This is a genomic window from Bifidobacterium sp. B4142, from assembly GCF_026537325.1.
GTDB lineage: Bacteria > Actinomycetota > Actinomycetes > Actinomycetales > Bifidobacteriaceae > Bombiscardovia.
In genome coordinates this window covers 308,598-322,000 of sequence record NZ_JAFNMJ010000002.1, presented here as the reverse complement: position 1 = coordinate 322,000, position 13,403 = coordinate 308,598, and the positions used below count along the sequence as shown (strand labels likewise).

7 protein-coding genes are annotated in these 13,403 nt (G+C 65.2%); 2 read left to right on the top strand and 5 right to left on the bottom strand.

Annotated elements, in window-relative coordinates:
• Window positions 1–20: 20 nt before the first annotated feature.
• Entirely contained in the window at window positions 21–485 is a 465-nt protein-coding gene (gene dut / locus J3U06_RS05810) for a dUTP diphosphatase (protein ID WP_267444594.1), read from the bottom strand.
• Window positions 485–778, bottom strand: a complete 294-nt coding sequence (locus J3U06_RS05805) for a DUF4193 domain-containing protein (RefSeq protein ID WP_024627827.1) — start codon at window positions 776–778, stop codon at window positions 485–487. Before J3U06_RS05805 ends, dut begins: the two co-directional genes overlap by 1 nt.
• 167 nt (window positions 779–945) lie before the next feature.
• On the opposite strand from J3U06_RS05805, the gene sepH reads away from it, so the two are divergent.
• A complete protein-coding gene (sepH, locus tag J3U06_RS05800) occupies window positions 946–2,007 on the top strand; it encodes a septation protein SepH (RefSeq protein ID WP_267431152.1) in 1,062 nt (353 codons plus the stop codon).
• Here the strand turns inward: sepH and J3U06_RS05795 are convergent, their stop codons facing one another.
• Window positions 2,008–3,231, bottom strand: coding sequence for an alkaline phosphatase family protein (locus J3U06_RS05795; protein WP_267444593.1), 1,224 nt, complete (start codon window positions 3,229–3,231; stop codon window positions 2,008–2,010). It abuts the gene before it with no gap.
• 114 nt (window positions 3,232–3,345) lie between these two features.
• Between J3U06_RS05795 and J3U06_RS05790 the strand changes: the two genes are divergently transcribed.
• Window positions 3,346–5,970, top strand: a complete 2,625-nt coding sequence (locus J3U06_RS05790) for a DNA gyrase/topoisomerase IV subunit A (protein ID WP_267444592.1) — start codon at window positions 3,346–3,348, stop codon at window positions 5,968–5,970.
• A 19-nt stretch (window positions 5,971–5,989) separates the two neighbouring features.
• On the opposite strand, the gene J3U06_RS05785 is transcribed toward J3U06_RS05790, so the two are convergent.
• Both J3U06_RS05785 and J3U06_RS05780 read right to left on the bottom strand, forming a co-directional pair.
• Window positions 5,990–10,897, bottom strand: coding sequence for an ATP-dependent helicase (locus J3U06_RS05785; protein WP_267444591.1), 4,908 nt, complete (start codon window positions 10,895–10,897; stop codon window positions 5,990–5,992).
• A 47-nt stretch (window positions 10,898–10,944) separates the two neighbouring features.
• Complete coding sequence (locus tag J3U06_RS05780; RefSeq protein WP_267444590.1) at window positions 10,945–13,293, bottom strand: DNA gyrase/topoisomerase IV subunit B; 2,349 nt, start codon at window positions 13,291–13,293, stop codon at window positions 10,945–10,947.
• Window positions 13,294–13,403 lie beyond the last annotated feature (110 nt).

Below are 13,403 nucleotides of genomic sequence, written 5' to 3'. Positions count from 1 at the left end.
GCCCGTGTCCGAAGGGTGCCTCAGCGGCCGGTTGAGCCGAACCCGCCATCCGAACGCACAGAACCAGGCAGGCGTTCGGCGGGCACGAAACGGGCCTGCACGTAACGCTGAATGACCAGCTGGGCGATACGTTCCCCTGGGTCGAAGTGGACCGACTCATGCGGATCCAGGTTGATCAGCGGAACCTTGATTTCACCACGGTACCCGGCATCGATGGTCCCGGGCGCGTTGAGCACGGTCACCCCCATTTTGACTGCCAGTCCCGAGCGCGGATGAACCAAGCCGACGTAGCCGTTGGGCAAGGCCAAGGCCACTCCAGTGGGCACCAACGCCCGCTGGAAAGGGGCCAGATCTACATCCACCCTGGCACGCAGATCAGCCCCTGCATCGCCGGGCATTGCGTATTCCGGCACCTTGGCCCCATCCAAGGATTTGAACAGGACCTCGACCGTTTCTGGCTCGTTGTAGGACTCGTCGTAGGCCATCAGGCGGCGCACTCCTTGCAGACGGGCTTGCCGTCGGGGGTGGTGTAGGCCAGTTGGCTCCGGTGCTTGACCAGGAAGCAGTTGGAGCAGATGAATTCATCGCCCTGCATGGGGATGACGGTCACCGAAGAGTCCTCATTACTCAGGTCGGCGCCAGGCAGCTCGTAGTCCTCGGCGATGGCGTTCTCGTCGTCGTCCAGGTCGGCCCCGGCATCCTGGCCGCTTTTGCCCAGCTCCTGCAGGGATTCCTCGTCTTCGTCCTTGTCGCGCGGGGTATCGTAATCCTGTGCCATCGTGTACCCTTTCCTTGTTCGGCCGGCCACCTCGTATGCCGGTCATTTCACACGATATGTACTGCGCATAGGATACACGATTTCAAAAGCACGTAAAATACCAACCGTAGGGCACAATGGAAATACCTAAGGCCGTGTAAAGGAACCGTAAGAGGATAGGGGCGTGCATGTCTGAGAATGGGACCAGGGTGGCCAGCTTTGACCATGTCGACGACAGGGGCGATCTGGTCTTCGTCTGTGACCACCGGCACTTCGCCGTAAGGGTCGACGATGCGCTTGATCGCGCCATTCTTGAGGCCAAGCAGGTCAAGGAGGAAGAGGACGTTGACCCCCAGACCGGCAAGTCCAAGCCCCTGCCTGTCTCGGCCATTCAGGCGGCTGTGCGCGCCGGCGCTCGCCCTGAGCAGGTGGCTCAGCAATACGCTGTCAACGAAGCGCTGGTACGGCGTTTCGCGGCCCCGGTGGAGACCGAAAAGAAGTACGCCATCGAGCAGTTCCTGACCATGCCGGCGCCCAAGGGGTCGGGCGGGCGAAACTACCAGGAACTGATCGGCAAGGTGCTGGCCCGCGCAGGAGTCAGCCTGTCACAGGTGTCCTGGCAGGCCACCAGACGAGGGTACGAACCCTGGAACATCAACGGCGTGTTTACCTTGGACAAGCGGATTTTCAACGCCCGCTGGGCCTGGAACATGCATGACAACACCGTGACCTGTCTGAACGGGGCGGCAAGGATGCTGCTGGATGATTCCGCAGACGATCATGGTCAGGATCGGCCTGCCGAAGCGATTGACGATCAGACCGACAGGCGGCCTCCAAGCCAGAAGGATACCTTTACCCAAATCGAAGAAGAGGACGCCGGATCGGAGGGCCAGGAGAGCGGTGAACGTCAGGCGGCACTCACGGCCTGGCTCTATGGCAAGCCCAAGGAGAGCCAGGAGCGGACAGCCGAGCAAGAGCCCAGCCACCCCAGCGCAGAACTGACCGAGGACCCCGACACAGCCGAGCATCCTCCCATTAGGGACAACGAATCCACCATGGTCCTGCCCGTGCAGAACCATGGACAGAGCCAGGCGGACCAGGAGCAGCCCCGGCAAGAGGATCCAGGCGATGATGCCGGGCAGGACGAGCAGGAGGATCAGCCCAAGGAGGGTCGCCGCAGCAAGCGGGCCAAAAAGCACTCCGGACGGTCGGCCGTGCCCAGCTGGGATGAGATCCTCTTCGGCAAGTAGTCAGACCAGGTCGATCATGCAGGGAATCTGCGTCTCCAGACGGGTCCATGAACCATGCACGCCGGGCAGCCTGGTTGCGGCATCCGTCTGATCTGCAGAATTCACCAGGGTGATCCGGTCACCGGCCAGCACCATAAGGTCGCCGATCATGGGTCGGACCCGAGCGTCCACAGGGCCGAAGATTCCCCCTTGGATGGCCTGGTCCCGGGTCAACACCCAGGCCCGCTCCCCCAGACGCTCACGCCAGCGTGTAGCCACGACCTGGGGGTTCGCCCCCTGGTCCAGATAGAGCATGACCGCCCTGGGCTCGCCGCCCACCAGTCGCACATCCCGGTTCAGTTCGGGATCCTGGGCAATGTCAATGCGCTGGTTCGGATCGGACTCAACCATGCCGTGATCGGCTATGATCACCGTCAGTGTCCCGGCAGGCAGGCGGCGATGAAGCTCGGCCAGCTGTGCATCGGTGGCTTCAAGAGCGGCCACCCACTCCTCACCCTCCCAGCCGCTGTGGTGGCCCACCTTGTCCACATCGCGAATGTAGAGGTAGGTCAGACCCGGCTGGCGGGCGGCCTCGCAGGCGGCCAGGAGACGCTGACGGGAGTGGTTGTGGGCCAGATACTCCCCGCCACGCAGAGCCGCGCGGGTCAGGGCTGAATCGCGAAAACGCGGCAGGCCCGAGGAGGTCACACGGACCCCTTGCGCCTGGAGGGTCTCAAAGACCGTGGGACGGCGTTGCAGGTGCTCGGGATCCTGAGCGCCCCTGAATTGGATCATCTGACCCAACTGGCCGGTGTCCGGATTCAGCTGGGTGTAGCCGGTCATGCCGGTCAGTCCAGGGCTGGTTCCGGTGCCGAAGACCCCCATGGCCGCCACGGTCGTCGAGGGCAGACTGGTGTAGAGGGGACGCTGGTTGATGGGCTCGGACAGCAGCGAGCGCAGGTAGGGCACATGGCCCTGGCGGCTGACCAGATTCCAGAATCCCAGCCCATCCACCAGGACGACGACCACCGACCGGGCCTCCGGCAGTCCCAGAGCCTCCTGGAGAGCCTTGGCAGACGGATGGACGTCGGTGGCCACAGGCATTCCCAGGCAGGCACTCAGGGCTGGCAGGACGGCGGACAGATGCCTGGCCCCGCCAACATGGTTAGCCCCCGCCCGGTCCCCGTATTGGATAGGCGGACTCGGCTGCAGCAGTTCCTTCATGTCAGGTGTATCCAGACCCATGCCTTCCATTCAAGCACGGTCAGACCCCAGGCCGACACCGCATCCCTGCGGTGAAGGCTTTGGCGGACCGTCCGGTTATCATAAGGCGGAACGTGAAGGAGCAGGAGCTGGAGCATGGCAACTCATCGCAGGAGCAAGGCGGCGGGGTACGACCCCAGGCAGGTCAAGGAGCACATCGTCGAAACCCCTCTGAACGAGGAGATGAGCAAGTCCTTCCTGGAATACGCCTACTCGGTCATCTACGCCAGGGCCCTGCCCGACGCCCGTGACGGACTCAAGCCGGTCCAGCGGCGGATCATCTATCAGATGGGCCAGATGAACCTCAACCCCGACCGCCCCTACATGAAGTCCGCCAGGGCCGTGGGCGAGGTCATGGGCAAGCTGCACCCCCATGGCGACTCCTCCATCTACGAGGCCATGGTCAGGCTGGCTCAGCCCTTCGCCATGCGCCTGCCCCTGGTCGACGGCCACGGCAACTTCGGATCCCTGGACGACGGACCGGCGGCCTCCCGCTACACCGAGGCCAGGCTGGCTCCGGCGGCCCTGGGCATGAACGCCGACATCGACCAGGACACGGTGGACTTCTCCCCCAACTACGACAACAAGCTCAAGGAGCCCCAGGTCCTGCCCTCGGCCATCCCCAACCTGCTGGTCAACGGAGCCTCGGGCATCGCCGTGGGCATGGCCACCAACATGATCACCCACAACCTGAGCGAGGTGGTGGCCGCTGCCAAGTATCTGATGGCCCACCCGGACGCAAGCCTGGACGAACTCATGCGCTACGTGCCCGGCCCGGATCTGCCCGGCGGCGGGGTCATCGTGGGTCGGGACGGCATCCGCAAGGCTTACGAGCACGGCCGGGGGGCCTTCGTGACCAGGTCCGTCACCCACCTGGAGAACGTGACCGCCCGCAAGAAGGCCATCGTGGTCACTGAGCTGCCATTCATGGTGGGACCCGAACGGGTTCTGGAACGCATCTCGGATGGGGTGCGCAACCACAAGCTGGAGGGCATCTCCAGCGCCATCGACCTGACCGACCGGCACAACGGGACCCGCCTGGTCATCGAGATCAAGACGGGATTCGACCCGGGCAAGGTCCTGGGCAAACTCTTCAAGTACACGCCCCTGGAGGACTCCTTCACCATCAACAACGTGGCCCTGGTCCACGGACGGCCCAGAACCATGGGGCTCAAGGAGCTGCTGGAGGTCTGGGTGGAGCACCGGCGCACGGTCATCCATCGGCGCAGCGAGTTCCGCCGCAAGAAGGCCCTGGAACGTCTGCATCTGGTCGAGGGTCTTCTGCTGGCCCTGGTCGACATCGACGAGGTCATCCAGGTCATTCGCAGCTCGGACGATGCGGATGCGGCCAAGACCAAGCTGATGGCGGTCTTCGACCTGGATCAGACCCAGGCCCAGTACATTCTTGACCTGCGGCTGCGGCGGCTTACTAAGATGAGCAGGATCGAGCTGGAGGGCGAACGCGACGACCTCAACAAGCAGCTGGAGGAACTGGAGCGGATTCTGGGTTCCTCGGCCGAGCTTGACCGGGTGGTCATCCAGGAGATGGACCAGGCGGTGGCCCAGTGGGGTACGCCCAGGCGCACGGTCATCCTGGACCAGGAGCCCTCCGGCGATCTGGCCCCCGTGCAGTCGGCAGCAGCCGGCGACCAGCAAACCCCCGGCAAGGCCGGTGCCGGCCCACAGGCCGCACTGATGGCAAGCGGAGGAACCAGCCGCGGCGGGGACGGCGGCGACCTGCACATGGAGGACAAGCCCTGCACGGTCATGATGAGCGCCACCGGCCTGCTGGCACGCAGCACCCCAGGAGCCTTGGACGCCTGGCGGTCCCGGCCACGCAACCAGGACCGGGGGCATGACGACCAGATCATCGCCATATTCGCCACCACCACCCTGGCCACCTACGGCCTGGTCACCACGGCTGGACGGCTGATCACCGCTCCTGTGGCCGACCTGCCGCTGATCCCCGCCACCGCCAACCCCAACCTGAGCGGGGGCATCGTGGCTGACGAGCTTCTGGGCGGGACCGCCAGCACCGAACCACAGGCCGACGAGCACGCCGTCACCGTCATCGACATGGCCGACACCCGGCCCCTGGCCCTGGGCACCCGGCTTGGCACGGTCAAACGTTGGAACCGCGAGTCCCCGACCACCATGGACTCTTGGACGGTCATCGACCTGAAGGATGAGGATCAGGTGGTCTTCGCAGCCCCCTGCCAGGACGGGGACCGCATGGTGCTCATCTCCTCGGATGCCAGCCTATTGACCTTCACCGGCGACAAGGTTCGCCCCCAGGGTCGCAATGCGGCAGGCATGGTGGGCATCCGACTGGTCCAGGGCTGCCAGGTCGCCACCTTCGCGGTTGTGCCGGCCGGAGAGATCGGCTGGACCTACCAGGAGACCGGCGAGGATGGCATGAGCACCCAGGCCGGGGCCGTGGTCCTGACCGTGGCCGGTGACTCCGAGGCTCTGCCCGGCACCGAGAATGGGTCGGCCAAGCTGACTCCGCTGGAGATGTATCCGGTCAAGGGCCGTGGCACGAGGGGCGTGCGCTCCCAGCGCTTCCTCAAGGGTCAGGACACCCTGCTGCTGGCCCGGGTGGGCGCCTGGCCCCTGCACGCCAGCACCGCTGCCGGTTCTCCGGTCGACCTGCCCGACGTGGACATGCGCCGGGATGCCTCCGGCCAGGAGCTGGCAGCGCCCATCGCCTTTGTAGCCTGAGGACACGTTCACACAAGGCTCAGTAGAGGGCCATGCCGCCTGGTCCGGCCGTGAATCCGGCGGCGGCCAGGGCCATGCCCACCGGTTCACGCATGGTCAGGGGTCGGCCATTGGCATCACTGAAGAGGATGCGTCCCTGCCCGCCCCGCCTCAGCCATGAAGCCAGCTGGGCGAAGGCCGCCTCCAGCAATCCACGCTCGGGCTCGCCGAAGACTAGCAGATGATGCCCCTTGGGCGCCGCATAGACCAGGGCGCAGCCTCGATGCTGCACCAAGAGGTTCCCCATCCGCCGAATGGGCCGACCGCCGGCATCCCCTGATGTAGTCGGCCAGGCAAGAGCCGTGCCATAGAGGTTGGCGGGATCGGTCACATCCATGACCACGGGCTCGGGAGGTCGCTGCCCCGATCTGTCTTCACCATCGCTCCTGCGCTCATCCTCTTGGAAGTCCCTGAGCTGGTTGATCACCTCTCGGGGGGCGAACTGGGCACCGCCGAAACCGTCGACGATGACCCCACGCGTCAGCTGACCGGCCTCCTCCATCCGTCTGCAGACCTGATAGAGGGCCGAGAATCCGCCAGGCAGAGACCGCACCTCAGGCAGCACCGGAGCCAGGAGCCCATAGCGGTCCAGGATGGCCTGCTCCTCGTGGACCAGGCGGACGGTCCGCTGTCGATCATCGTCCTGGCTGCCTCTAGGCTCATCGCGTGAACCGGCCATGCCAGTCCCCGCTGAGCCTCCTGCTGACCCGCGCTCATCCACAACCAGGGTCCAGAACCCCTCCGCCGCTGCTGACAGCGCTGTTGAGCTTGTCGCCCGCATCATGGCTGCACGACCCCTGGGCCTGCCGTGTCCATGCAGGCCGTGGGGCAGGCGTCGGGTCCTCCCCGAGGACTGAGACCCTGATCCTCGGATCAGGCGCCGAACCGGAGCCAGGGAGGCGTTGGTGACCAGTCCACACCTGACCAAATCCCAGAGCGACCGTGCCACGGCCTCCTGATCGGGGGCTTCAAAACCAAGAGACTCAACGTCATTCCCGCCCCGGCCGGCGCAGGCGCGCAGAAGCCGATCGAAGCGGTAGGCTCCCCCGTCGGCCAGAACATCCAGCATGGTCTCTTCCAGATCGCACGCGTCGCCCGCCTTGCTCGACTTGCCGGCCACATCCGTGACCGACGGAGGACCAACAGATTGTGCTGGAAGCTCATCATCCAGGTCCTCGGCCAGATAAAAGGTCATGGCGCCCAACGGGCCCTCCCCCTGGTCGGACCCCACCCAGACCACCTGGCCCGAAGCCAGCAGATCGTCCATCAAGGCCGGTCCGTAATCACGCACCCTGGCCGGGAAGATGGCCGACTCCCAGAGTTCGGTCGGCAGAGCCAGCCCCTCCAGCTGCCCGACCACCTCCAGCAATCCTTCGGTGCCCATCAAGGGCTCCTGGCCCAGGGGTGCCAGACCCTGCCTGTGAAGAAGAAAGTCGCTGTAGACATGACCGGGGACAGGACTGGCGGCCTTGCTGGCCTTGGCCAGGGACCGCGAGCGCAGCCGACGGAAGACCTCGGGATCCAGCCACCCCCGGCGGGGTTCGCCTCCCTCAAATCCCGGCTCGCCATAGGCACTCAGGTCAGGCCTGGGGAAGACCCCGGTCATGAGCAGCTCGCGTGAGGCCAGGGAGCGCAGTCGGTCCTCCAAGAGAGCGCTGCCCAGACCCAGGTGACCGGCCAGGTCCTCGGTGGTGAATGGCCCATGGACTTCGGCATATTGCCTGACCAGCTGGTCAAAGGCTTCACTGTCCGATTCCGATTTTTGTGTTGACTGAGCGGATGGCCGGATGATGCCAGGGCCCAGAACCGCCGTCAGCCGCCCTGCCTGACCGGCCCATACCCAGCAGTCGCGTGTACCCAGTCTGACCTGGACCACCCTGGCCTGGGTCTGCAGCTCCTCCAGCATGGCCCGGACCTGTGCCTCCGTAACCGATTCGTCCTCCTGCCCGCGCATGCGCCGACGAATCCCAGCCAAATCCATGGGGCCCAGGGTGCGCAACAGGTCGGCCAGTCCTTCGGCTCCCCTGGCCCGGGTTCTGGGCGAAAGCCGCTGCAGATCAGCAGTCACCTGGTCTACGGTCTCCTGGTCCAGAAGGTCAGCCATGTCCACCTGGCCGACCATCTGCTCCAGCAGGTCGGAGTCGATGGCCAGCATGGCGGCGTCGCGCTCAGCCTTGGGCATGTCGTACTGGTACATGAAGGTCCCCAGGTAGCCGAAGAGCAGCCCTGAAGCCATGGGCGAGGGGGCCTTGGTGGAGGCCGGGACCAGACGAACGCTCCCCTGCTCCAGGTCGGCCATGAGCTCGCGCAGGGCAGGCATGTCGTAGACGTCCTGCAGGCACTCGCGCATGGTCTCCAGAACCAGGGGGAAGTCATCCTCCTTCAGAGCCGCGTCCAGCAGACGGGAGGCCCGCAGACGCTGCTGCCAGAGCGGAACCCTACGACCCGGCTCCATCCTGGGCATGTAGAGCGAGCGGGCTGCGCACTGGCGGAAGCGGGCCTGGAAGAGCGCTGAGCCCACCAGGTGCCGTCGGACTTCGCGCTCCACCTGATCAGGGGTGAATCCGAATATTCGCTGATCTTCCAGGAAGGCATCAGTGCCCGGAATCTGCACGACGATGCCGTCCTCCCCCGCCCAGACGGATCCGTCGTATCCGCGCTCACGGGAGAGCCGGGCGGCGATGGCCAGGGCCCAAGGCTCGTTGACCCTGCGGCCGTATGGCGAATGGAGGATCAGCCTCAGATCGCCCTCCTCGTTGGGGCAGCGCTCGACCACCAGGTGCCGGTCGTCGGGCACCCGGCCGGTGGAGGCCTGCTGCTCGGCCAGAAAGGCGGCCAGATTGTTGATAGCAGGACGGTCCAGGCCGTCCTTCAGCAGACGAGTGCTTACTGATTGAGTGAAACCCGGCCGGCCGGAGGCAGTCTGGACCGCCGGTATCAGGCCCTGGGACAGTTCCATGGCGAGTCTGCCCAGGCGACGGCCAAAGGCAGGGTCGCGGCCGGTGCCCTCCCCATGCCAGAAGGGTAGCCTGGCGGAGCGTCCCGGAGCGGGCACGACCACCACACGGTCGCGGGTGATCTGCTGGATCCTCCAGGAGGTGGTACCCAGGGTGATCACGTCCCCCTTGCGGGACTCGTAGACCATCTCCTCATCCAGCTCCCCCACTCGGCGGGGTTTGCCGCCGGCGGCCTCGGAGGGCATGACCACACTGTAGGAGCCACGGTCGGGAATGGTGCCTCCGGAGGTGACCGCCAGTCGTTGCGCGCCGGGCCGGGCCGTCAGCATACCGGTCTGGTGGTCCCAGACCAGTATGGGACGGAAGGCGGTGAAATCCTGGGAGGTGTAGGCACCGCTGAGCATGCCCAGCACCGCCCGGTAGACCTGCTGGTCCAGGTGGGCGAAGGGCGCGGCCCGTCTGACCGTGGCCAGCCAGTCCTCCTCCTTGAGCGGGCCCATGGCGGCCGCGGCCACCGTCTGCTGGGCCAGAACATCCAAGGGACTGCTGGGCATGATGGTGGGTTCGATGTCACCCTGGACCATGCTCTCCATGCTGGCCGTGCACTCCAGGATCTGCTCGCGGGTTAGGGGGAAAAGCCTGGCCTGCGATACCTGACCCACCTGATGGTCAGCCCGGCCCACCCGCTGCAGTCCCGAAGCGGTCGACAGCGGGGCATTGACCTGGATGACCAGATCGACCGAACCCATATCGATACCCAGCTCCAGGCTTGAGGTGGCGACCACGCACCGCAGTCTGCCGGCCTTGAGATCGTCCTCCACCTGGCGGCGGCGTTCCTTGGATACCGAACCATGATGGGCCATGGCGATGGGCTGGTCGACGCTCAGGCCGGAGGTTCTCTCGGAGGTGGACCCGGTGGCCGAATCGTAGTGGGCCGGCTCCCTGGGCTCAGCTGTTTCATCGGATGAACCTGGCCGGTCGTGGCCGGATGCCTGCAGATCAGACTGGTGCAGGTCGTTCAGCCGGGCGGTCAGGCGTTCGGCGAGTCCTCGGGAGTTGACGAAGACCAGGGTGGTGCGGTGGGACAGGACCTGATCCAGGATGGCCCGCTCGACGGCAGGCCAGATGGATCCGCTTCTCTGGTCCCCCTCCTGCCCTTCCTGGCTGGACTCGCCGGGCGGCGCGGCCAGATCCCCCATGTCCTCCAGGGGCTCGATCAGGCGCAGGTCCATGGCTGTGGACGACCTGGGCTGGATCAGACTGACCGGACGGCTGCCGCCCAGAAAACGGGCCACCTGCTCGGGTGGACGGACCGTCGCCGACAGGCCGATCCGCTGCACAGGCCCTCCGACCAGGTCGTCCAAGCGCTCCAGGCTCAGCGCCAGATGAGCCCCGCGCTTATTGCCCGCCAAAACGTGGATTTCGTCCACAATAACGGTCTGCACGTTCTTCAGCGTGCTGGCCGTCTTGGAGGTCAGCATCAGATAGAGGGACTCAGGTGTGGTGACCAGAATATCCGGAGGATGGGCGGCCAGGGCTCTGCGGCCGCGGGCGTCGGCGTCTCCGGTACGGATGCCCGTCCGGACCTTGGGCGCTTTACCTCCCTGCTGTACAAAGCGCTCGGCTATGCCCTCCAGCGGAGCCTGCAGGTTGCGGGCCACATCCGTCCCCAGGGCCTTCATGGGCGAGATGTAGAGCACGGCGACCCCAGGCTTCCGGGAGCGCCGGGGCATGGTCATAAGCTCGTCGATGGCCCAGAGAAAGGCGGCCAGGGTCTTGCCCGAGCCGGTGGGCGAAATGATCAGCGCATCGCCGCCTGAACGGATGGCCGGCCAGGCCTGCACCTGGGTCGGCGTGGGACCCTGAGGGAAGGCCTGACGAAACCAGCCGGCCGTCTGCGGGGAAAAATTACCCAAGGGATCGCTGCTCATCTGCGTTACGCTCCTCTCCCCACCTTTCGGGCCTTGCTGAAGACAGATCAGGTGTCGATCTTGCTCCGGTCGAAGTCGTCGGCATTGTCCACGATGAACTGCTTGCGGGGCGGCACGTCGTCCCCCATGAGCAGGGGGAAGATACCGGCCGCCTGAGCGGCATCCTCCATGCGTATGCGGCGCAGCATGCGGGTCCTGGGATCCATGGTGGTGTCGGCCAGCTGGTCGGCGTCCATCTCGCCCAGACCCTTGTAGCGCTGCACATCGGGATTGTAATCGATGTGCTTGGCCTGCAGATCGGCCAGCTTGCCCTCCAGCTCATCGTCCGAATAGGTGTAGATGAACTTCCCCTTGTTCCTGCCTGCCAGGGCGATTCGATGCAGGGGCGGCACGGCTGCGTAGACCCGCCCGTTCTCGATCAGGGGCCGCATGTAGCGGTAGAAGAGGGTCAGCAACAGGATGCGGATATGGGCGCCGTCCACGTCGGCATCGGTCATCATGATGACCTTGTTGTAGCGGGCCTGGTCGATGTCGAAGCTGGCTCCCGAGCCCGCGCCGACCACCTGGATGATGGAGGCGCACTCCTTGTTGGTCAGCATCTGGGACAGGGAGGCCTTCTGCACGTTGAGGATCTTGCCACGGATGGGCAGCAGGGCCTGGAACATGGAGTTTCGGGCCGCCTTGGCCGTGCCCAGGGCGGAGTCGCCCTCGACGATGAACAGCTCGGCGATGTCGTCGTTGCCGGGCATGGAATCCGAGAGCTTGGAGGGCATGGAGGCCGATTCCAGGGCGTTCTTGCGCCTGGTGACCTCCTTGGTCTTGCGTGCCTGGACGCGGGCGTGCATCTCGCCCACGATCTTCTCCAGCACCTGGCCGGACTGCTCCTTGAAGCCGCGCTTGGAGCCGCTGATCATCTGGCCGAACTGGTCGTCGGTCATCCGGGTGACGATGGGCTTGACCTGGGCCGTACCCAGCACGTCCTTGGTCTGGCCCTGGAACTGCGGCTCGGCGATGCGCACGGTGACCACGGCCACCAGCCCGGCCAGAACGTCGTCGCGCTCCACCTTGGTGTGAGAATCCTTGAGGTTGACCTTGAGACGGCGAGCGTTTGCCTCAACGGCCTTGCGCACCTGGCGGGTCATGGCGTTCATGAACCCGTCCACGTGCATGCCCCCGCCGGGCGTCTCCACCACATTGACGAAGCTACGAACGACTGAATCGTAGTCATTGACCCAGCGCAGGGCGATATCCACCCCGCAGACACGTTCCACCTGCTCGGCGTGCAGCTCGCCATCGGGACCGACCCGCTGGGTCTCTTCCTGGTAGGTGTCTTGGCCGCTGATCCGCCAGATGTCGCTGACCGGCTCGCCCTTGGACAGGAAGTCCACAAAGTCCGTCACCCCACCGGTGTGCAGGAACTCCTCCACCCGCTGATGGCCGGACTCGTCATCCGGCTGCAGCATGGCCCGGTCGGCCCTCTCGGTGGCCGAAAGGTCGGCATCCTCGGCCTGCGCGTCTTCGGCACGTTCGTCCCCGTCGCCTTCTTCAGAGTGATCGTCGCTGTCAGGCGATTCACGAAGGTTCTCCTGAACGTCCTGATTATTCGGCTCTGCAGCAGGTTCGCCGTCAACCTCCAGGCGCAGATCCTGCTCGGCACTTCCTGTGGCGGGGATGCGATCGTCGATCACAGTGATCTTGAGGCCAGGCACCAGGAAGCTGGTCTGACGTACCCGGTCGATCAGCTGGGCGTAGCTGAACCGGGCCGTGGGGTTGAAGATTTCCGGGTCGGCCCAGTAGCGCACCCTGGTGCCGGTCCTGGACTTGGGCACGCTGCCGACCACCTCCAGGGGCGTAGGCCGGTTCTTCCTGGTGCGTTTAAAGGGCGAGTCAGGCGAGGGATGCTCCGGATCAGGGTCCTGGTAGGTACCGGGATGGCCCTGATGGAAGCGCATCCGGTGGGTCTTGCCGTCCCTGTCCACCTCCACGTCCAGTCGGGAGCTCAGGGCGTTGACCACCGAAGATCCCACGCCGTGCAGGCCGCCCACAGCCGTGTATGAAGAGTTGCCGAACTTGGCTCCCGCGTGAAGCTTGGTCAGAACCACCTCCACGCCGGTCAACCCTGTCCGAGGCTCTATATCAACGGGGATGCCTCGGCCGTTGTCATCCACCTCGATGGAGCCATCCCTGTGCAGGATGACCTTGATGTGGTCGCATTGACCGGCCAGGGCCTCGTCCACGGCGTTGTCGATGATCTCCCAAAGGCAGTGCATGAGCCCCTGGCTGTCCGTGGTCCCTATGTACATACCCGGACGCTTGCGCACCGCGTCCAAGCCATCCAGAACCGTCAGACTGCCGGCACCATAGGACTTTTCCTTATCAGGCTTTTTCGCCACCATTTACCTCGCCGTTCACCTCATGGCGCCCAGGAGGACAGGAGTCCCACATGGGCGGTCGCTTACGCACCGATGACCATTTCTAGCAAGGAGGCCTCGACAGTGTCAGGGCC

Excerpts from the sequence above, each read along its gene's own strand:
- dut (WP_267444594.1), bottom strand. The coding sequence starts at position 485 with ATGGCCTACGACGAGTCCTACAACGAGCCAGAAACGGTCGAGGTCCTG.
- J3U06_RS05805 (WP_024627827.1), bottom strand. The coding sequence starts at position 778 with ATGGCACAGGATTACGATACCCCGCGCGACAAGGACGAAGACGAGGAA.
- sepH (WP_267431152.1), top strand. The coding sequence starts at position 946 with ATGTCTGAGAATGGGACCAGGGTGGCCAGCTTTGACCATGTCGACGAC.
- J3U06_RS05795 (WP_267444593.1), bottom strand. The coding sequence starts at position 3,231 with ATGGGTCTGGATACACCTGACATGAAGGAACTGCTGCAGCCGAGTCCG.
- J3U06_RS05790 (WP_267444592.1), top strand. The coding sequence starts at position 3,346 with ATGGCAACTCATCGCAGGAGCAAGGCGGCGGGGTACGACCCCAGGCAG.
- J3U06_RS05785 (WP_267444591.1), bottom strand. The coding sequence starts at position 10,897 with ATGAGCAGCGATCCCTTGGGTAATTTTTCCCCGCAGACGGCCGGCTGG.
- J3U06_RS05780 (WP_267444590.1), bottom strand. The coding sequence starts at position 13,293 with ATGGTGGCGAAAAAGCCTGATAAGGAAAAGTCCTATGGTGCCGGCAGT.